Origin of the sequence: Mesorhizobium sp. NZP2077 (assembly GCF_013170805.1) — a bacterium.
GTDB lineage: Bacteria > Pseudomonadota > Alphaproteobacteria > Rhizobiales > Rhizobiaceae > Mesorhizobium.
Genome location: NZ_CP051293.1, coordinates 3149851 through 3166709, shown reverse-complemented (window position 1 = coordinate 3166709; position 16859 = coordinate 3149851). Strand labels below are relative to the sequence as shown.

The window sequence follows — 16859 nt, the reverse complement described above, 5'->3', positions numbered from 1 at the left end:
GAGCGGAGCTCCGTCGCGGAGACCCTTGGATGACGAAGTCCTCAATCCCCGTCAGCCGCGGGCTTCGCCTTGCCGCATTGCGCCAAGGCCTTGCCGATGGCCCCGCTCGACCCCTTCAGCGGAAAACTGATCGCGCCAAATTTGGCAGCGCTGACCGTCACATCGCCCTTCGAGCGCAACAGGTCCAAAAGCGGATCAGCCTTGGCCAGATTGACCACGAAATAACCGTACATTTCCTCGAGCTGCAGCGTCTTGGTCACCGTCTTGCCGTCGGCCTTGAAGTCGAACGCGCCGCTCATGCCGGGCTCCGTCTGCTGGCCGCTGGCGCCCAGATCGTAGCTCAGCACCGGCGTGTCGAAACAGGTCAGCATCAGTTGCGCATCGCCCTTCGGCCCGCCGCAGACCGAGGCGGTCAGCACCTTGCCGCCTTCGTCTTCCTCCATCTTCGCGCTCCAGCCGCTGCACGACGCGGCAAAAGCCGGCTGTGCGGCCTGCAAGGCCGCCACGGCACCGGCGACGACGAGATATCTTCTCATGACTTCCCCCATTGTCTCTCTCTAAGACCCATTTGCAGCACCGGCCGGCAGCATATAGGAAAAGCCTTCCGCTGGCATTGCCTGTTCGGTTCCGGTCTGGAGAGTGTGGTGTTGAGAACCTGTGTTCGTCTGTTTCTTTTGACGGTCGCGCTGATAGCCTTGCCGCTCACCGCCCATGCCGAATGGAAGCCGGTCGAGAAGGTCGAGACCTACGCCATTTCAGGCCAGTCGGGGCTGGAGCTCTACCGGTCGATCGGCGAGAATGGGCCGAATGTCGGTATTACCCGCGCCATCGCCTACACCAACTTCAAGCTGACCTGGGGGGTCAGGGACTACAAGCCCAGGGGCAAGGACTGCGTGCTGACGGCGAGGAATCCGAAACTGGTCATCACCTACACCTTGCCAAGCCCTTCCGCGCCGCTGCCGCCGGCCGTCCAGAAGAAATGGGAGGTGTTCATCGCCGGCGTCAGCGCCCATGAGAAGGTGCATGGCGCCAGCATGATACAGATGGTCCATGACATCGAAGCCGTGACAGACGGCCTGACCGTCACTGACGATCCCAAATGCAGCAAGATCAGGGCCGAAGTTGTCCGTCGGCTCGACGCGATCTCGAAGGCGCGCATACAGGGCAGCCGCGATTTCGACCGTGTCGAACTCGGCCAGGGCGGCAATCTGCAGAAGCTTGTCCTCGCTTTGGTGAATGGCGGCTGAGCGCCACCACCTTCAAGCCTCGGACACCAGACCCTCAAGCAGCGCCAAACCTTCCGGCCAGTCGCCCAGGCCGCTTTCGGCATTGATGTGGCCGAACGGACCGATGACGGCGATGCGGCTGCCCCATTGCGTCGCCCTCGCCTGCGCATAACCCGCCGAGCCATAGGGATCGTTGGTGCTCGTCACCACAAGCGAGGCAAAGCGCAGCCGGCCCTCGGGAATTCTGGCGAAAGCCATGCCGTACCCGGGAAAGACCGCGGACTTCGGGTCGGGCACGCCGACCAGCAAGGCCGCCTTCACCGGCCTTCGCGAAATCTTCTGCCAGTGCGCGATCAGCAGGCAGGACAGGCTGTGCGCGACCAGCACCGGCGGCTCCGGCGCCGCGATCACCGCAGCTTCCAGCGCCGCCAGCCAGTCGGTGAAATCGGGCAAATCCCAGCTTGACGGCTGGAAGCGCCGCATCGCCGGATTGACGCTTTCCCAGCGCGATTGCCAATGGCCCGGACCCGAACCGCCGCTTCCCGGCAGGTTGATGAAATGCGTCATGTCGCCTTGCTCCAATCGATTGAGGGCGCATGGTGGCGTCTTGCGTTGGCATCGAGAATGGGAAACCATCGGAAAAATCACGTCCTTGCCGATGGATTCAAGGTGCCCATGAAGAACAACGCTGAGCGCACGCCGCTCGACCCGACCGACGTCGCCATTGTCGAAACCATGCAGGAGAATGGCCGCATCGGCATGTCGGAGCTTGGCCGGCGGGTGGGGCTGTCGCAACCGGCGACGTCCGAGCGGGTCAAGCGGTTGGAGGAGCGCGGCGTCATTGCCGGCTACACCGCGGTGATCGATCCGGCGGCGCTCGGTCTCGGCATGATGGCCATCATCCGCGTGCGCACCACGCATGAGCACATCCGCCCCTGCCTGAAGCAGTTCGCCGCAATGCCCGAGATTACCGAGGTGCACCGGCTGACCGGCGAGGATTGCTTCATCGTGAAAGTGGTCGCGCCCTCGCCCGCCCACCTGGAAACCATCGTCGACGCCGTGGCGCGCCATGGTGCTGTCACCACGGCGCTGGTGCTGCGCAGCGAGGCGCCGAAGCCGATCGGCCGCGACCTGATCCGCAGATCAGGCGGTTAGCGGCCCCAGCCTACCGGCTGAGGTCAAGCGCGGCGGAGAGATCGCCGATCGGCGGCTCCCCATTGCCGGCAAGCGCCTTGTCGCGGGCGACGATGCCGGAGAGCACAGGCAGATCGTAGCGCGCGGTGATGAAGCGCAGGATCGACGTCGTGTCATATTGCGTGTGGTCGACCGTGCCCATCTTCGCATAGGGCGAGATGATGAAGGCCGGGACGCGGTTGCCCGGCCCCCAGCGATCGGCCTTCGGCGGCGCGACATGATCCCAGAAGCCGCCATTCTCGTCATAGGTGACGACCACCAGCATGTGACCCCATTGCGGGCTCTTCTCCAGATGCGCGACGAGGTCGGCCAGATGCTGGTCGCCGCTCGCCACATCGGTATAGCCGCCGTGCTCGTTGAGATTGCCTTGCGGCTTGTAGAAAGTGACGGCCGGCAGCTTGCCGTCGTCGATCGCCTTGATGAATTCGGTGCCTTCCAGGCCGCCATCCCTGAGATGCGTGGTCCGCGCGGCCGTGCCGGGCGCATAGGCAGCGAAATAGTTGAACGGCTGGTGATGGAACTGGAAGTTCGGCACCGGCGTGGCGTTCTTGCCGTCGAGCGTGGCCTGCCAGGCGCCGGCATACCAGGCCCAGTCGATCCCCTTCAGCGACAGCAGGTCGCCGATGGTGATGTCGTGCTGCGGCGGCAGCGTGCTGGCCACGGACGGATCGGCCAAGGCCGGGTCGCCGCCCGCGGCCGGCTTGTTGTTGCTCGGCTGATAGGGCGGCTGCATGGTGTTGACGGCGTAGAAGTCCGGCGTGATGGCGCCGTCATTGACAAATTTCGGCGCGCCGCCAAGGGCTGAGGCCGGCGAATTGTCGGCCACCTTCAGCGTCTTGCCGTCAGCCTCGACGACGGCGATCTGCCCCTTCACCGGGCTGGTGTCGGCGTTGGGATAGACCGGAACGCAGGCGCAGGCGAGCTGGAAGTGGTTGAGGAAGGAGCCGCCAAAGGCACCCTGGAAGAAATTGTCGGCCAGCACGTATTTCTTCGCCACTGCCCACATCGGCAGGCCGGAGCCGTCATAATGGCCCATCACGAGGCCGCCGGAATCGGCCCAGGCGGCGAACTTGTCGTTCCGGCCAGCGTCGATCTGCATCTGCTCCTGATAGAAGCGGTGCCAGAGATCGCGCGTGATGACGGAGGTCTTCTCGTTGAAGCCGGCAACATCGTCGATGGCGAAGCTGGCATTGGCGAGATGCGCTGACTGCGCTTCGGTCACCGGTGGCGTCACGCCCTTGGCGGTCAGCCCACCCCAGGCCGGCGGCAACTCTGAAAGCGGCTTGCCGTCGCGGTCGAGCTGGCGCGCCTGGTCGGCCGAGACATTGGCCAGCCCATTGGCGCCGGGGAAGCCGCCATAGAGATTATCGAAGCTGCGGTTCTCGGCATAGATGACGACGACGGTGTCGATCTTGTCGTAGCCGGGAGGAGCGGCGTGGGCCGCGCCGGCGAACGATGCCAGCGCCGTCGAGGCGAGGCAAAGCGAGAGAAAGGACCTGGTCATGGGAAGATGCCTCGTGGCTGGCTGGAGGACGGCACGCATGGGCAACGAAATACAGGACTGGAGCTACTTCCATGCCTTGTCACCTTTGTGACATTTACCGACCCGTCGAACACGGTTTCGTGAACGCCAGGCCAGGTCATGAATCCGTTGCACAGGATACTTAGTTGCGGGATCGAAACCGGACTTCAGGCATGGCAACGGGACGATGGAAAAGCCGGGCGGCAGTGATCGCCGCGGCATCGGTGGTAAGCTTCGCCGCGCCCGCAAACACGGCGGCACCGGATGGCGTCCACCCCGGCCCGATGTCGCGCGCCCAGGCCTACGCGCGCGCCGAGGCGCTGACCACGCTTGGCAAAGAAATGTTCTTCGATCCGGCCCTGTCAGCCTCGGGCAAGCAGGCCTGCTCGTCCTGCCATGATCCGCACCACGCCTTCGGCCCCGCCTCGGCCTCGCCGGTCGAGATGGGCGGGCCAAACCTCGACCAGCCGGGCGTGCGCGCCGTGCCGTCGCTGCGCTATCTCCAGGCGGCGCCCGCCTTCACCGAGCATTTCTACGATTCCGAAGACGAAGGCGATGAGAGCGTCGACAATGGCCCGACCGGCGGCCTGACCTGGGACGGCCGCGCCGACCATGGCAAGGACCAGGCCAAGATACCCCTGCTCTCGCCCTTCGAGATGGCCAACAAGGATGAGGCCGCCGTCGCCGCTGCCTTGCGCAAATCGGCCTATGCCGACGCATTCAAGGCAACCTTCGGCGCAGACGTGTTCGAGCACCCGGGTGACGCCTTCGATGCCGCCGCCGAAGCGCTCGGCACCTTCGAACAGAGTGCTGCCGATTTCTATCCCTATTCCAGCCGCTACGATGCCTTCCTCGCCGGCAAGGCAGAACTCACGGCGCAGGAAATGCGCGGCCGCGCGCTGTTCGAGGACGAAACCAAGGGCAATTGCGCCAGCTGTCACCTCAGCGAACCCGCCAATGACGGCGAACCGCCGCAATTCACTGATTTCGGCCTGATCGCCATCGCCGTGCCGCGCAATGCGGCGATCCCTGCCAACGCCGATCCGGCCTATGTCGATCTCGGCCTGTGCGGCCCGCTGCGCACCGATTTCAAGGGACGGAGAGAGTATTGCGGCCTATTCAAGACGCCTACCTTGCGCAACGTCGCGCTGCGCAAGAGCTTCTTCCACAACAGCACGTTCCACACGCTGCGCGACGCGGTCGCCTTGTACGCCAGCCGTGATACTGATCCCGGCCATTGGTACCCCAAAAATGCCGACGGTACGGTCAGGCAATATGACGATTTGCCAAAGGCTTACTGGCCGAACTTGAATCGGGACCCGCCCTTCAACGGCAAGAAGCCTGGCGACAGACCGGCGCTCAATGATGCCGAGATCGACGACATCGTCGCCTTTCTCGGCACGCTCACCGACGCCGACCAGCAGGCAGCGAACTGAAAAGCCCTGCTCATTTGGCCTGCACGCTGGCAAGGAAAGGCTTCTGGATTGGCCGGATTTGATGCGCCTTAACGCTTGGGGCCGGTAAAGAAAGACATATCCCATTAGCGCTTCCTAAACCGCTCTAGGATAACCCTCGTCACTCGATGGTGGGACGCAGATGAACGCATTCGGGCGAGCGGCCGGATTTGTTGTGATCCTTTTGACCGGCGCGGCGACGCTGGCGGCGTTGCATATCGACGCCCAGCGAAACTACGCGCTGGCCAAGGAGCGCTATCTCGAGAATTCCCAGGCAGCTTCCAGAGCGACGGCCAAGACCGTCGAAGACGCCTTGCGGGCCGTCTATGAAAATGTGCGGACCTTGACCTATCTGCCCAGCGTCCGAAACCTCGACCGGCACGGCACCAATCTGGGCGACGAAGGCCGCGCGACAATCCAGCAGATCTACAACAACCTCGCCACCAATGTCTCCATTTCCGAGGTTTACTTCCTGCCGCTGGATTTCAACCCGGACCGCTTCGACGCGGTGACCGGCAAGCTCGAGGAGCCGATCCTCCAATTCGACCAGTTGATCGTGAATGCCAAGGCGAGATCCGAGGTCGCCGCGGACGCGAGGCCCGGAAAGGTGGACCAGAATGCCCTGGTCCGCCCCCCCGAGGAGATCGAAACCTATGAATACCATGAGCTGGCCAAACAGCTTGCCTGGCTGAAGGCGAACTATCCGAATTCCAGCGCCATCGACGGGCTCAACGTGCCGATCATAGGCACCAAGGAACTCATCACCTGCGATAACACCGATTTCATCCATACTGGCAATGATGCCGATCGCTCCGGCTTCATCCTCTCGGTTCCGGTGTTCGGCCAAGACGGCAGCCTGCGCGGCTCCGTCTCGGCGATCATGCTTACCTCGGCGCTGCGCAAACTGTTGCCGAGCAGCGACTATGTCATCGTCAATTCGGGCTACGGCTTTGAATCCGACCAGCACAAGATGTCGACGGCGCTCGCGGCCGATTCCCATGCCTTCACGACGGCCGACCCCAACCTGATCTATTCCGAAGTCATCCCACTCTCGCTCAACGATCCCAGAAGCGCATGGCGTCTTTGGGCTGGTTTTCCCAACAGCCGGTTCGACGCCAACATGGACGCCCAGTCCGTGCGGGAATTCGAGCTGGCCGGCTATGCGGCGGTCGCGGTGGTCACGCTGCTGGCGCTGGCCTGCTGGTATGCGATCGGGCGCGCGATGATGATGCAGGCGAATGCCGCCTCGACGTTGGAACTGCGGGTCGAGGAACGCACCGCCGAGATCCAGCACCTCGCCACGCATGACATTCTCACCGGTCTGCCCAACCGCGGCCTCCTGGCCGACACCATGGACGAAGCGCTGAGAAGCCTCAGGGATGGCGAGAAGCTGGCCGTCCATTGCGTCGACCTCGATCGTTTCAAGCCGGTCAATGACACGCTCGGCCATCCGGTCGGCGACGAGCTTCTCGGGGCGGTGGCGAAGCGGCTGAAACAGTATGCCGGCGAAACCGCAATGGTGGCGAGAATTGGCGGCGACGAGTTCGTCATCCTTCAGCTCCTGCTCGACGGCAACGACGAGGCCGGCGTGCTTGCAAGCCGCGTCATTCATGCCCTGTCCGACGAATTCTCCATCCAGGGCCACAAGATCAACATCGGCGGCAGCATCGGCATCGCCGTCTTCCCCGACGACGGGCAACGTTCGGAAACCCTTATCCGCAATGCCGACCTTGCTCTGTACAAGGCCAAGATGGAGGGTCGTGGCACCTGCAGGTCGTTCGAGCCGGGAATGGATGCAAGGCTGCAGGAGCGGCGCCTGCTGGAATCCGAACTGGCTCTCGGCGTCACCATAGAGCAGTTCGTTCTGCACTATCAACCGCTGCACGACGCAAAGACCTCCAAACTCACCGGCTTCGAAGCGCTGGTGCGATGGAACCATCCGCGCCTCGGTCTGCTGGCGCCGTCGGAGTTCATCCAGTTGGCCGAGGAAACGGCTGTCATCGATGCGCTTGGCGAGTGGATCCTGCGGCGTGCCTGTGCCGACGCCGCGAAATGGCCCGCGCCCGTCAAGGTCGCGGTCAATCTCTCGCCGGCCCAGTTCAAGCAGCAGGGGCTATCGCTTCAGGTTGCCTCGGCGCTCGCGGCTTCGGGCCTGCTGCCGTCGCGGCTCGAGCTGGAGATCACCGAGTCGGTGCTGCTGGCGAACAACGAAAACACGGTGAGAACGCTGCACAGCCTGCGCGACCTCGGCATCTCCATAGCCATGGACGATTTCGGCACCGGCTACTCCTCGCTGAGCTATCTCAGGTCGTTCCCGTTCAACCGCATCAAGATCGACCGCAGCTTCGTCAGCCTGATGTGCGAGAGCGCCGAAAGCCGGGCGATCGTCAAGGCCGTCGCCGAACTCGGCACCACGCTCGGCATGACGACGACCGCCGAAGGCGTCGAGACCGAGGACCAGTATCGCCTGGTCCGGGAAAATGGCTGCACGGATGTGCAGGGCTGGTTGTTTGGCCGCCCGATGCCGGCCTCCGAACTTCATAGGCTTTTCGAACAGCCGGAGGCCCTGACCGCGTAGGCGCACCAACAAGGGTTGTCGACCTGAAAGCGCAGAAGGCTATTGCTGTCCTCTCATAGATGCTGCCAGATCACCTTCAGCGGCGAGCCCATGGCTTGCTCGATCGTCCGCAATTGCTCGCTGGCCAGGGATGCCACACCGGGATTCACCACGGTCAGCGCGCAGACCCCGAACGCCGCCGACCAGACATAGCGCAAATCGTTTAGCGACGTGGCCTTGTGACAGCATGGCGTGGTGACCGAAAGGTCTTCGAAGCGTGACGCGGCGGCCTGGTCCATTGCCTCGCCCCACCAGTCCTCCAGATCGCTGCCACAAAACGGGCAATGGATGCTTTCCGTGTTGGCTCCGGCGTCGAAGAACGTCACGCCTTCCTCATATTCGACGGTGACATGTTCGGCCAGCGGGAACAATCCGCAGGCGATCGTCACGGCTTCCGTGGCGGCCGCTTCGTCGGGATGCCAGTGTGGCTCATAAGGCACCAAGTGCAGAAAGGTGTCGGACATGGCCCCTCCTATTCATGGGCCGAGGATGACCGTTCGAAGCATGTCGCGCAATGGTCGAACGCCGGTTGCCGGGTTCGACCACCCGCGATATCAGTGCCCGCCGAGATGCGGCACCAGCCTCACAGCGCCCTGATAACACCCCCATCCACGCGGATGTTCTGCCCGGTGATATAGCCAGCGCCTTCCGACGCCAGGAAGGCAATCGTCGCCGCGATCTCCTCACTCGTGCCGTAGCGCTGCATCGGCACGTTGTCGCGGCGCTCTTCGGTCGCCGGCAGGCTGTCGATCCAGCCGGGCAGCACATTGTTCATGCGCACATTGTCGGCGGCATAAGTGTTGGCGAAGATCTTGGTGTAGGCTGCCAAGCCGGCACGGAACACCGCCGACGTCGGGAACATCGGGCTCGGCTCGGCGACCCAGGCGGTCGAGATGTTGATGATGGCGCCACCCTTCTGCTTGACCATCTGCGGTGCCACGATCCGCACCGGCCTGACGACATTGAGCAGGTAGACATCCATGCCGGTGTGCCACTGCTCGTCCGTGATCTCGAGGATCGGCGCGCGCGGCCCGTGGCCGCCGCTGTTGACCAGCACGTCGATGCGGCCGTAGCGCTCCAGCGTCAGGTCGGCGAGCCGCTGCAGATCGTCATTCGACTGGTTGGAGCCGGTGACGCCGAGCCCGCCCAGCTCCTTCGCCAGCGCCTCGCCCTTGCCCGAGGACGACAGGATGGCGACCTTGAACCCGTCCGCCGCCAGCCGCTTTGCCGCCGCCGCGCCCATGCCACTGCCACCGGCCACCACAACAGCCACTTTTTCTACACTCATTAGGTTTTCCTTTTCGAGTTGGCGGGCACCGCAACCGGTGATTTTGGATCGTCGGCGCTGATATAGCTGGTTTTTCCACCCGGTTCGAACCAGAATGCCTGAAATTAAGCTGTAGAAAAACTCCTGCATGCCCGAAGCCTTCCTGAGCCTGCCGCCATTGAATGCGCTGCGCGCCTTCGAGGCCTCGGCGCGCCATCTCAACTTCCGCATCGCCGCCGAGGAGTTGAACGTCACGCAAGGGGCGGTCGCCCAGCACATTCGCGGGCTCGAGGCCGATCTCGGCACCAAACTGTTCGAGCGGCGGCCGCGCGGCCTGGCGCTGACCGACGAGGGCCGCGCCTATGTGCCCAACATCCGCCGCGCCTTCGACCTGATCTCGGAGGCAACGCTGCTGCTGCGCCCCGAGCCGGCGCGGCTGACGATCAGCGTGACGCCGAGCTTTGCCACCAAATGGCTGATCCCCAGGCTGCAGGACTTCGTGACACACAATCCGCTGGTCGACCTGCGCGTGCTGGCCAGCGAAAACCTGTCGAGTTTCCAGGCCGACGGCGTCGACATCGCGGTCAGGCAAGGCCGCCCGCCCTTCGGCGCCGGCCTGATCGTCGACCTGCTGTTTCCCCAGCAGATCGTCGCCATCTGCAGCCCGGCCCTGCTGCCGGCCGGCGCAACCGAAATCGCCGCGGCCGAAATCCAGCATCATGTCCTGCTGCACGATGCCCACAATCTGTGGCCGGAATTCATGGAAAAGGCCGTCGGCCTGAAGATGACGACCGAGCTCAAGCGCATGCGCTTCAACCAGACGAGCCTCGCCATCGACGCCGCCATCGCCGGCCAGGGCATAGCGCTGGCCAGCCGCTTCCTCGTCGCCGCCGACCTCGCCGCCGGCCGGCTGGTCCAGCCGGTCAGCGGCGAAATGCGCGGCACGCAGGATTTCTATGTCGTGATGCCGAGAAAACAGCGCCATCCCGAGCCGACGCAAGCCGTGCGGCAATGGCTGCTCGATGCGGGGGAAGGCACGCCGGTCTAGACAGGCGGCGAGGCGTCGGGCTTCAAGGCGCAAACGACCACGGGAAGTCGCGCAGTTTGACTGGGTACGAAATCATTTTTACGACTGTTGGATGCATTCGAATCCCTCCCCAAAAATCGTCGTCATCGGTGGTGGCATTGCCGGCCTGTCGCTGGCTGCCGCCGTCCGGGACTGGGCCGCCGTCACCGTCCTCGAGCGCGAGCCGCATCTCGGCTATCACGCCAGCGGCCGCTCCGCCGCTTTGTTCACCGAGACCTATGGCAACCGGGTGGTGCGCGCGCTGACGCTGGCCAGCCGGCAGCAAATAGTCGAGGGCGGCTTCGTCGCCCATCGGCGCGGCGCGCTGCATGTCGGCTGGCGCGGCGACGCCGCCACGATCGACAGACTGACCGGCGAATTGCAGGCGCTGGTGCCCAGCGTGCGCCGCCTGTCGGCGGCCGAGCTGCACGCGCTGGTTCCGGTCATTGCCACCGAGGCAACCTGCGGCGGCGTCTATGAACCGGACGCGGTGGATGTTGATACCGGCAAGATGCTGGCAGCCTGCGCCTCGGCGCTGAAGGCGAGCGGCGGCATCATCCGCACCGGCGAGGAGGTCCGCGCCATTACGCCCGACGGCGGTGGCTTGCGGGTCGAAACGAGCGCCGGTGTCTATCAGGCCGACATCGTCGTCAACGCCGCCGGCGCCTGGGTCGATGTCGTCGCCGGCCTGGCCGGGCTCTCCAGCCTCGGCTTCCAGCCCAAACGACGCACCGCCTTCCTGTTCGACCCGCCTTTAGGCACCGACATCGCCAGCTGGCCGCTGGTGGTCGACCTGCACGAACAATTCTACTTCAAACCGGATGCCGGCAGGCTGATCGGCTCGCTCGCCGACGAAACCGATTCCGAGCCTTGCGACGCGTATCCGGAAGATCTCGACGTCGCCATCGGCGTCGACCGCATCGAACAGGCGACCTCGATGCGCATCGGCCGGCCCTCGACGCCGTGGGCGGGCCTGCGCACCTTCGCGCCCGACCGCACGCCGGTCGCCGGCTTCGACCCGCGCCTGCCGGGCTTCTTCTGGCTCGGCGGCCAGGGCGGCTACGGTTTCCAGGTATCGCTGACCTTGGCCAGGCTGAGTTCGGCGCTGATGCGCGGCAAGCCCTTGCCCGGAGATGTCACGGCCCTCGGTGTCACCCCCGAGGCTCTGGCGCCCGACCGGTTCCTGGTCGCGGTGACGCCATGAAGTTTATGCCTTGCCTCAACCCATAAAGTGTCATCAGGAGCGTGCCTCCAGGCCAGCGGGCTGCACCCGGTCGATCATGCGATCCGGACTATTCTGAATTGACCGCGCTCAGCCACCCTGCCCGGAGGACGGATCAGGCAAGCCGGGCAGCATCTGGCTCAGCACACGATCACGAAGGAAGACGTGATGGAAGACGGCTGCGGCGGCATGCAGGCCCGCGAGCCACATGATGACATCGCCGAGCGTGCCATGGATTTCCGCCAGCGAAGCGCCCCAGTTGCTGGAAAACGGGCCGATCGCTCCCAGGCCGTAGACCGTTACCGGGTGACCGCCGAACCAGGCCCCAAGCATGGCGGTGACCGGAACCGCGAACAGCAGCGCGTAGAGCGCCCAATGCGTTGCCTTCGAGGCGACCTCCATCCAGGTGGGCATGGGCGGCGCCTCGGGAATGCGGTCGAACAGGCGCCAGACCAGACGGATGACCAGCAACCAGAAGACGGCGAAGCCAAGCGACTCATGCAGCAGGAGCGTGGAGGCTCGGGCCGCTGAATAGACTCGCTCCGGCGGACCACCTGCCGAGACCAGGAAGGCGATAAGCACGAGCAGAGCCGTCAGCCAGTGCAATGCCTGGGCGAGGCCTCCGTAGCGGGTTGTCGTACCGGACAGCGACATGCGAGAGCTCCGAAACAGTTGGACACGTTCCTCCCGCACCCGTCCATGAACGTGCCCTTGTTTCGATTGTTCCTCAAGTGCGTTCTAATAAGTTTGTGATGCGGCGACTTAAATGACCGCATGTCTCGCCGGCAGCCGGAAAAGGTGCCGCGCTCGTGACCGCAAGAGCCGCACGGAACTGGCATGCCGCGCCGGGATATGAGACGTTATCTGATCCCCGACGCGAGATGCGACATGAAGCCCACACTGCCGCTGCTGTTGAGCCTCAATGGCGGCTATGTCGATACGGCCGGCTTCCTGGCGCTGCAGGGCCTGTTCACCGCGCATGTGACGGGGAATTTCGTCACCCTCGGCGCGTCGCTGGTGCTCGGCATTTCGGGCGTGCTGGCAAAGCTCCTGGCGCTGCCGGTGTTCTGCATCGTCGTCATCCTGACCCGGCTGGCCGGCGAACACTTGCGCCGGCGGGGACGTCAGGCGCTCGGGGTCCTGCTGGCGACCAAACTGGCACTGCTTGTCATAGGCGCTGGACTGGCGATCCGCTTCGGCCCCTTCGCCAGCGGCGACAGTGCGGCCGCGATCGTCACCGGCATGGTGCTGGTCGCCGCGATGGCTATCCAGAACGCGGTGCACCGGGTCCATCTGGCGGCCGCCCCGCCCTCGACGCTGATGACCGGCACCACCACCCAGATCATGATCGACCTCGCCGACCTCATCGGCGGCACGGCACCGGAGGCCCGCCCTGCCCTGATCGCCCGCCTGCGGCGCATGGCGGCAGCGGTCGCCGTCTTCGCCGCCGGCTGCGCCGCAGCCGCCCTCGGCTACGCCTTCGCCAATGTCTGGTGCTTCGTCGTCCCGCCGGTGATCGCGCTCGCCGCGCTGGTGCTGCGGCTTTCGGCACCCAATGAAGAAGCTAGGTAGGTGGCTCTCAGTCTTCGTCCGTCCAGATCATTCGCAGCATGCGCAGCAGCGTTGCCCGCTCCTTTTTCGTCAGTCGATGCAGGAACCGGTCCTCGTGCCGGCGAACCTGTTGCCGCCATCCCGGCATGGCTTCTCTTGCAGCCCGTGTCAGGGTCAGCATCCGCACGCGCTTGTCCTGCGCATGGTCGTCGCGCTCGACCAGTCCGCGCTCTTCCAACTCTGCGAGCAGCGGCGCCATGTTGGCGCTCTTCATGCCGAGCAGGCGGCAGAGCTCGGCCGCGCGGATGCCGGGCCGCTCATCGATCAGCGCCAGCATCCCGTAGGTCACCGGGCGCAGCGCCGCATCGGCCAGGTCGACCGCAAAATCGTTGAGCGCAAAGGCCGAGGCACGCCTGAGATTGTAGCCGATCTGCGCGTCGAGCGCGTCCTCGGCCATCGCACTTCGCGCGGCGCTGCTGGCGTGAACCTCTGCGTCATCCATGCTGCAACCGATCGCCGCGATCATCCCTCTTGTCAAGCGAAAAAGACTATGCGACATAGCAATAAGGATAGCTATGCTGCATAGCAATTTTCCATAGCTGTGGTGAATCGGGAGGACACTGACCATGACCGACGAGACCGTTGCCTTCGATGTCGAGAATGGCATCGCCTGGGTGCGCTTCAACCGGCCGGACAAGCGCAATTGCATGAACCCGGCGCTCAACCGGCGCATGATGGAGGTTCTCGACGAACTCGAGTTCCGCGACGATGTCGGCGTGCTGGTGCTGTCGGGCGAAGGCAGCGCCTGGTCGGCGGGCATGGACCTCAAGGAATATTTCCGCGAGACCGAGGCCAAGGGTCTTGGCGCCATCCGCAAGGCGCAGTCCGAAGCCTATGGCTGGTGGCGGCGCCTGCGCTGGTATGGCAAGCCGACCATCGCCATGGTCAATGGCTGGTGCTTTGGCGGCGGCTATGGTCCGCTCTTCGCTTGCGACCTCGCCTTTGCCGCCGACGAGGCGCAGTTCGCGCTGTCTGAGATCAACTGGGGCATCCTGCCCGGCGGCGGCGCCACCAAGGTGGTGGTTGACCTCCTGTCGATGCGCGATGCCATGTACCACGCGCTGACCGGCGAACTGATCGACGGCAAAAAGGCGGCCGCCTGGAAGCTGGTCAATGAAAGCCTGCCGCTGGCCGAGTTGAAGTCGCGTGTCACCGAGGTCGCCAACACCTTGCTGAAGAAGAACCCGATTGCGCTCAAGGCGACGAAGGACGCCATCCGCCGCGTCGCCGAGATGACCTACGACAATGCCGAGGACTATCTCGTCCGCGCCCAGGAGGCGGCCAACTTCCATGACAATTCGGGCCGCAAGGAAGGCATCCGCCAGTTCATCGATGAAAAGAGCTACAAGCCTGGGCTCGGCGCCTACGACAAGGCCAGATGACAGCATCGACGCTATCTGGGAGGAGATGCGAATGCCGGCCTGGACAACGCCCGATCCCGTGGCCCTGCACGCCAGGGCGCAACCGGATCGTCTCGCTTGTGTCGACCTCGCATCCGGCCGACGCTGGACCTATGCCGCGCTCGACGAGGCCATCCAGCGCGCCGTCGGCGTTCTCGAAACCGGCTACGGCTTCGAACCGGGACAACGGATCGCGACGCTTGCCCGCAACAGCGCCGAACTGCTGATCCTGCAGCAGGCCACGATGCGGCTCGGCGCCATCTTCGTGCCTATCAACTGGCGGCTGGCCGCCGCCGAACAGCAGGCGATCATCGAGGATTGCGACCCGGTGTTGCTGGTGCATGACACGGCAATCGACCTGGCGCTGACCAGGCGCTGTATGCCTGTCGAAATCACGGCCTTCGCGAAAGCAGTCGAGGCGCAGGCAGCCGCGCCGCGCCGTCCCCTGCCCGCCGGCGATGCGCCATCGATCATCCTCTACACCTCAGGCACGTCGGGCCGGCCGAAAGGCGTCATCGTCAGCGAGCGCAATGCGTTGGCCACGGCGGTCAATTTCGGCGTGCTGGGGCGGGTCGGCAATGCCAGTGTCTTCCTCTGCGACGCGCCGATGTTCCATGTCATCGGCCTCATCACCAATTTGCGTCCGCCGCTGCTGCAGGGCGGCACGGTGCTGATCTCGTCCGGCTTCGACGCCGTCGCCACCAACCGGCGCCTCGCCGATCCAGCCCTTGGCGTCACCCATTATTTCTGCGTGCCGCAGATGGCCAGCATGCTGCGCGACCACCCGGATTTCGCGCCGGCGAACTGGACCACCCTGACCGCCATCTTCACCGGCGGCGCGCCCAACCCGGCAGCCGACATCAACTGGTGGCTGGCGCGAGGCATCCGCATGGTCGAGGCTTCGGCATGACCGAAGCCGGCACCGTGCTTGGCATGCCTGTCGAAGCCGACCGCATTGCAGGCAAGGCGGGCTCGGCCGGCCTGGCCGCGCCGATGATCAGCCTACGCATCGTCGACGACGAAGGCGGCGACGTCGCGGCCGGCGAGCCAGGCGAGATCTGGCTGTCCGGCCCCTCGATCACATCAGGCTACTGGAACCGGCCGGAAGAGACGGAGCGCGCCTTCACCGCCGATGGCTGGTTCCGCACCGGCGACATCGCGCGGCAGGATGATGAAGGCTTCGTCACCCTCGTCGACCGCCGCAAGGACATGTTCATCTCCGGCGGCGAGAACGTCTATCCGGTCGAAATCGAGATGGTGCTGCTCGACCATCCCGACATCGCCGAGGCCGCGGTGATCGGCGTCGACGACGAACGCTGGGGCGAAGTCGGCCGCGCCTTCGTCGTGGCGAAAGCCGGTTGCGTTGTCGATCCGGCTGATCTGGCGAGCCATTGCGGCGCCCGCATCGCCCGCTACAAGGTGCCAAAGGCGTTTCTGGTCACCGAGGCGCTGCCGCGCACCGCCTCCGGCAAGATCCAGAAACACATCCTTCGCACATGGACAGCACCAGCCGGCGGCCAGGACTGAGCCATTCAGCCGGCCGACCGGAAGATAGCGACGGCGGCCGCAACGATGTCCGCATTGTCCTTGGCCACCGTTTCGTCAGCCAGTGTCTTGCCGTCTTCCAGGCCGACGCGCGTCGACCAGCGCTTTTGCTGCGCCAGCCTCACGAACGGCCAGACGGTGGCGTCGACGCCATGCAGCAGGATCGGCCGCCGCGCTTCGGCGCGCTCCAACACGGCGGCGATGCCTTGCGCCTCGTCGAGTGCGGCGGACAAATCCTGGATGTCGATCTCGATCAGAATGCGCAACACTTGGCTGTGCTCGGCAAGTGCGACGAAGCGCTCGGCATCGGCGACAGTGGCAAGCCCTGCCTCGATGCCGACGCCGCGCTGGCGCAACAGGTCCATCACGGCAGGCGCGTCGGCCTCCGACAGGTTGACCGAGGCATAGTCGGGCAGCTCGCGCCAGCCGGCAATCGCCGCGCGGGTGCGCGAAACATCGTTCTCGATCCAGGCGCCGGTCGACACGCCGACAAATGTGCCCGGACAGGCCCGGCGCACGGCAAGCACCGTCGCGTCGACGGCGCCCAGGCTTTCGCGCCCTTCGGCACCGCGCGGATGGATGTGCAGTTCGGCGGCACCGGCGGCAACGCAGGCCGCGGCATCGGTGGCCATGGCCTGCGCGTCGAGCGGCAGCTTCGGATGGAAATCGCGCGGACGCGCGCCATTGATGCAGGCCTGTACGATCATGGTCCCTCCTCGGTCCCTCCTCTGAAAA

Annotated in this window: 18 protein-coding genes; 10 read left to right on the top strand and 8 right to left on the bottom strand. The window is 64.8% G+C overall.

Annotated features, from left to right (window positions below; genetic code table 11):
• Nucleotides 1-41: 41 nt before the first annotated feature.
• Complete coding sequence (locus tag HGP13_RS15680; RefSeq protein WP_246707402.1) at nucleotides 42-536, bottom strand: hypothetical protein; 495 nt, start codon at nucleotides 534-536, stop codon at nucleotides 42-44.
• 111 nt (nucleotides 537-647) lie between these two features.
• Between HGP13_RS15680 and HGP13_RS15675 the strand changes: the two genes are divergently transcribed.
• Nucleotides 648-1247 (top strand): DUF922 domain-containing protein, encoded by a 600-nt coding sequence (locus HGP13_RS15675; protein ID WP_172226947.1) that lies wholly within the window; start codon nucleotides 648-650, stop codon nucleotides 1245-1247.
• A gap of 12 nt (nucleotides 1248-1259) precedes the next feature.
• Here HGP13_RS15675 and HGP13_RS15670 read toward each other — a convergent pair whose 3' ends face one another.
• On the bottom strand, nucleotides 1260-1793 hold the full coding sequence (locus HGP13_RS15670) for an alpha/beta fold hydrolase (RefSeq protein WP_172226945.1): 534 nt from the start codon (nucleotides 1791-1793) through the stop codon (nucleotides 1260-1262).
• A 108-nt stretch (nucleotides 1794-1901) separates the two neighbouring features.
• On the opposite strand from HGP13_RS15670, the gene HGP13_RS15665 reads away from it, so the two are divergent.
• The gene (locus HGP13_RS15665; protein WP_172226943.1) at nucleotides 1902-2381 is read left to right on the top strand and encodes an Lrp/AsnC family transcriptional regulator; all 480 of its coding nucleotides are present in this window, start codon (nucleotides 1902-1904) and stop codon (nucleotides 2379-2381) included.
• Nucleotides 2382-2391: 10 nt separating this feature from the next.
• Here HGP13_RS15665 and HGP13_RS15660 read toward each other — a convergent pair whose 3' ends face one another.
• Entirely contained in the window at nucleotides 2392-3924 is a 1533-nt protein-coding gene (locus HGP13_RS15660) for an acid phosphatase (RefSeq protein ID WP_172226941.1), read from the bottom strand.
• Between the two features lie 191 nt (nucleotides 3925-4115).
• Between HGP13_RS15660 and HGP13_RS15655 the strand changes: the two genes are divergently transcribed.
• A complete protein-coding gene (locus HGP13_RS15655; RefSeq protein WP_172226939.1) occupies nucleotides 4116-5378 on the top strand; it encodes a cytochrome-c peroxidase in 1263 nt (420 codons plus the stop codon).
• 160 nt (nucleotides 5379-5538) lie between these two features.
• On the top strand, nucleotides 5539-7974 hold the full coding sequence (locus tag HGP13_RS15650; protein ID WP_246707401.1) for an EAL domain-containing protein: 2436 nt from the start codon (nucleotides 5539-5541) through the stop codon (nucleotides 7972-7974).
• Nucleotides 7975-8027: 53 nt separating this feature from the next.
• Here HGP13_RS15650 and HGP13_RS15645 read toward each other — a convergent pair whose 3' ends face one another.
• Entirely contained in the window at nucleotides 8028-8477 is a 450-nt protein-coding gene (locus tag HGP13_RS15645; RefSeq protein ID WP_172226937.1) for a hypothetical protein, read from the bottom strand.
• A 119-nt stretch (nucleotides 8478-8596) separates the two neighbouring features.
• Entirely contained in the window at nucleotides 8597-9301 is a 705-nt protein-coding gene (locus HGP13_RS15640; RefSeq protein WP_172226934.1) for an SDR family oxidoreductase, read from the bottom strand.
• Between the two features lie 127 nt (nucleotides 9302-9428).
• Here HGP13_RS15640 and gcvA point away from each other — a divergent pair, with 127 nt between their 5' ends.
• A complete protein-coding gene (gcvA, locus tag HGP13_RS15635) occupies nucleotides 9429-10328 on the top strand; it encodes a transcriptional regulator GcvA (RefSeq protein ID WP_172226931.1) in 900 nt (299 codons plus the stop codon).
• A gap of 91 nt (nucleotides 10329-10419) precedes the next feature.
• Complete coding sequence (locus tag HGP13_RS15630) at nucleotides 10420-11550, top strand: FAD-binding oxidoreductase (protein WP_172226928.1); 1131 nt, start codon at nucleotides 10420-10422, stop codon at nucleotides 11548-11550.
• 108 nt (nucleotides 11551-11658) lie between these two features.
• Here HGP13_RS15630 and HGP13_RS15625 read toward each other — a convergent pair whose 3' ends face one another.
• Entirely contained in the window at nucleotides 11659-12222 is a 564-nt protein-coding gene (locus HGP13_RS15625; protein ID WP_172226925.1) for a cytochrome b, read from the bottom strand.
• 234 nt (nucleotides 12223-12456) lie between these two features.
• Between HGP13_RS15625 and HGP13_RS15620 the strand changes: the two genes are divergently transcribed.
• Nucleotides 12457-13140, top strand: coding sequence for a YoaK family protein (locus HGP13_RS15620; protein WP_172226922.1), 684 nt, complete (start codon nucleotides 12457-12459; stop codon nucleotides 13138-13140).
• Nucleotides 13141-13147: 7 nt separating this feature from the next.
• Here the strand turns inward: HGP13_RS15620 and HGP13_RS15615 are convergent, their stop codons facing one another.
• Nucleotides 13148-13645, bottom strand: coding sequence for a MarR family transcriptional regulator (locus HGP13_RS15615; protein ID WP_246707400.1), 498 nt, complete (start codon nucleotides 13643-13645; stop codon nucleotides 13148-13150).
• Between the two features lie 100 nt (nucleotides 13646-13745).
• Between HGP13_RS15615 and HGP13_RS15610 the strand changes: the two genes are divergently transcribed.
• From HGP13_RS15610 to HGP13_RS37910, 3 genes are read left to right on the top strand one after another with little or no spacing between them, the layout of a single operon-like run.
• Entirely contained in the window at nucleotides 13746-14561 is an 816-nt protein-coding gene (locus HGP13_RS15610) for a p-hydroxycinnamoyl CoA hydratase/lyase (protein ID WP_210266364.1), read from the top strand.
• Between the two features lie 31 nt (nucleotides 14562-14592).
• Nucleotides 14593-15489 (top strand): AMP-binding protein, encoded by an 897-nt coding sequence (locus tag HGP13_RS37915; RefSeq protein ID WP_246707399.1) that lies wholly within the window; start codon nucleotides 14593-14595, stop codon nucleotides 15487-15489.
• A complete protein-coding gene (locus tag HGP13_RS37910) occupies nucleotides 15486-16106 on the top strand; it encodes an AMP-binding protein (protein ID WP_246707398.1) in 621 nt (206 codons plus the stop codon). Before HGP13_RS37915 ends, HGP13_RS37910 begins: the two co-directional genes overlap by 4 nt.
• A gap of 5 nt (nucleotides 16107-16111) precedes the next feature.
• On the opposite strand, the gene HGP13_RS15600 is transcribed toward HGP13_RS37910, so the two are convergent.
• Nucleotides 16112-16831, bottom strand: coding sequence for a 3-keto-5-aminohexanoate cleavage protein (locus HGP13_RS15600; protein WP_172226919.1), 720 nt, complete (start codon nucleotides 16829-16831; stop codon nucleotides 16112-16114).
• Nucleotides 16832-16859: the final 28 nt, after the last annotated feature.

Excerpts from the sequence above, each read along its gene's own strand:
- HGP13_RS15680 (WP_246707402.1), bottom strand. The coding sequence starts at position 536 with ATGAGAAGATATCTCGTCGTCGCCGGTGCCGTGGCGGCCTTGCAGGCC.
- HGP13_RS15670 (WP_172226945.1), bottom strand. The coding sequence starts at position 1,793 with ATGACGCATTTCATCAACCTGCCGGGAAGCGGCGGTTCGGGTCCGGGC.
- HGP13_RS15665 (WP_172226943.1), top strand. The coding sequence starts at position 1,902 with ATGAAGAACAACGCTGAGCGCACGCCGCTCGACCCGACCGACGTCGCC.
- HGP13_RS15660 (WP_172226941.1), bottom strand. The coding sequence starts at position 3,924 with ATGACCAGGTCCTTTCTCTCGCTTTGCCTCGCCTCGACGGCGCTGGCA.
- HGP13_RS15655 (WP_172226939.1), top strand. The coding sequence starts at position 4,116 with ATGGCAACGGGACGATGGAAAAGCCGGGCGGCAGTGATCGCCGCGGCA.
- HGP13_RS15650 (WP_246707401.1), top strand. The coding sequence starts at position 5,539 with ATGAACGCATTCGGGCGAGCGGCCGGATTTGTTGTGATCCTTTTGACC.
- HGP13_RS15645 (WP_172226937.1), bottom strand. The coding sequence starts at position 8,477 with ATGTCCGACACCTTTCTGCACTTGGTGCCTTATGAGCCACACTGGCAT.
- HGP13_RS15640 (WP_172226934.1), bottom strand. The coding sequence starts at position 9,301 with ATGAGTGTAGAAAAAGTGGCTGTTGTGGTGGCCGGTGGCAGTGGCATG.
- gcvA (WP_172226931.1), top strand. The coding sequence starts at position 9,429 with ATGCCCGAAGCCTTCCTGAGCCTGCCGCCATTGAATGCGCTGCGCGCC.
- HGP13_RS15630 (WP_172226928.1), top strand. The coding sequence starts at position 10,420 with ATGCATTCGAATCCCTCCCCAAAAATCGTCGTCATCGGTGGTGGCATT.
- HGP13_RS15625 (WP_172226925.1), bottom strand. The coding sequence starts at position 12,222 with ATGTCGCTGTCCGGTACGACAACCCGCTACGGAGGCCTCGCCCAGGCA.
- HGP13_RS15620 (WP_172226922.1), top strand. The coding sequence starts at position 12,457 with ATGAAGCCCACACTGCCGCTGCTGTTGAGCCTCAATGGCGGCTATGTC.
- HGP13_RS15615 (WP_246707400.1), bottom strand. The coding sequence starts at position 13,645 with ATGATCGCGGCGATCGGTTGCAGCATGGATGACGCAGAGGTTCACGCC.
- HGP13_RS15610 (WP_210266364.1), top strand. The coding sequence starts at position 13,746 with ATGACCGACGAGACCGTTGCCTTCGATGTCGAGAATGGCATCGCCTGG.
- HGP13_RS37915 (WP_246707399.1), top strand. The coding sequence starts at position 14,593 with ATGCCGGCCTGGACAACGCCCGATCCCGTGGCCCTGCACGCCAGGGCG.
- HGP13_RS37910 (WP_246707398.1), top strand. The coding sequence starts at position 15,486 with ATGACCGAAGCCGGCACCGTGCTTGGCATGCCTGTCGAAGCCGACCGC.
- HGP13_RS15600 (WP_172226919.1), bottom strand. The coding sequence starts at position 16,831 with ATGATCGTACAGGCCTGCATCAATGGCGCGCGTCCGCGCGATTTCCAT.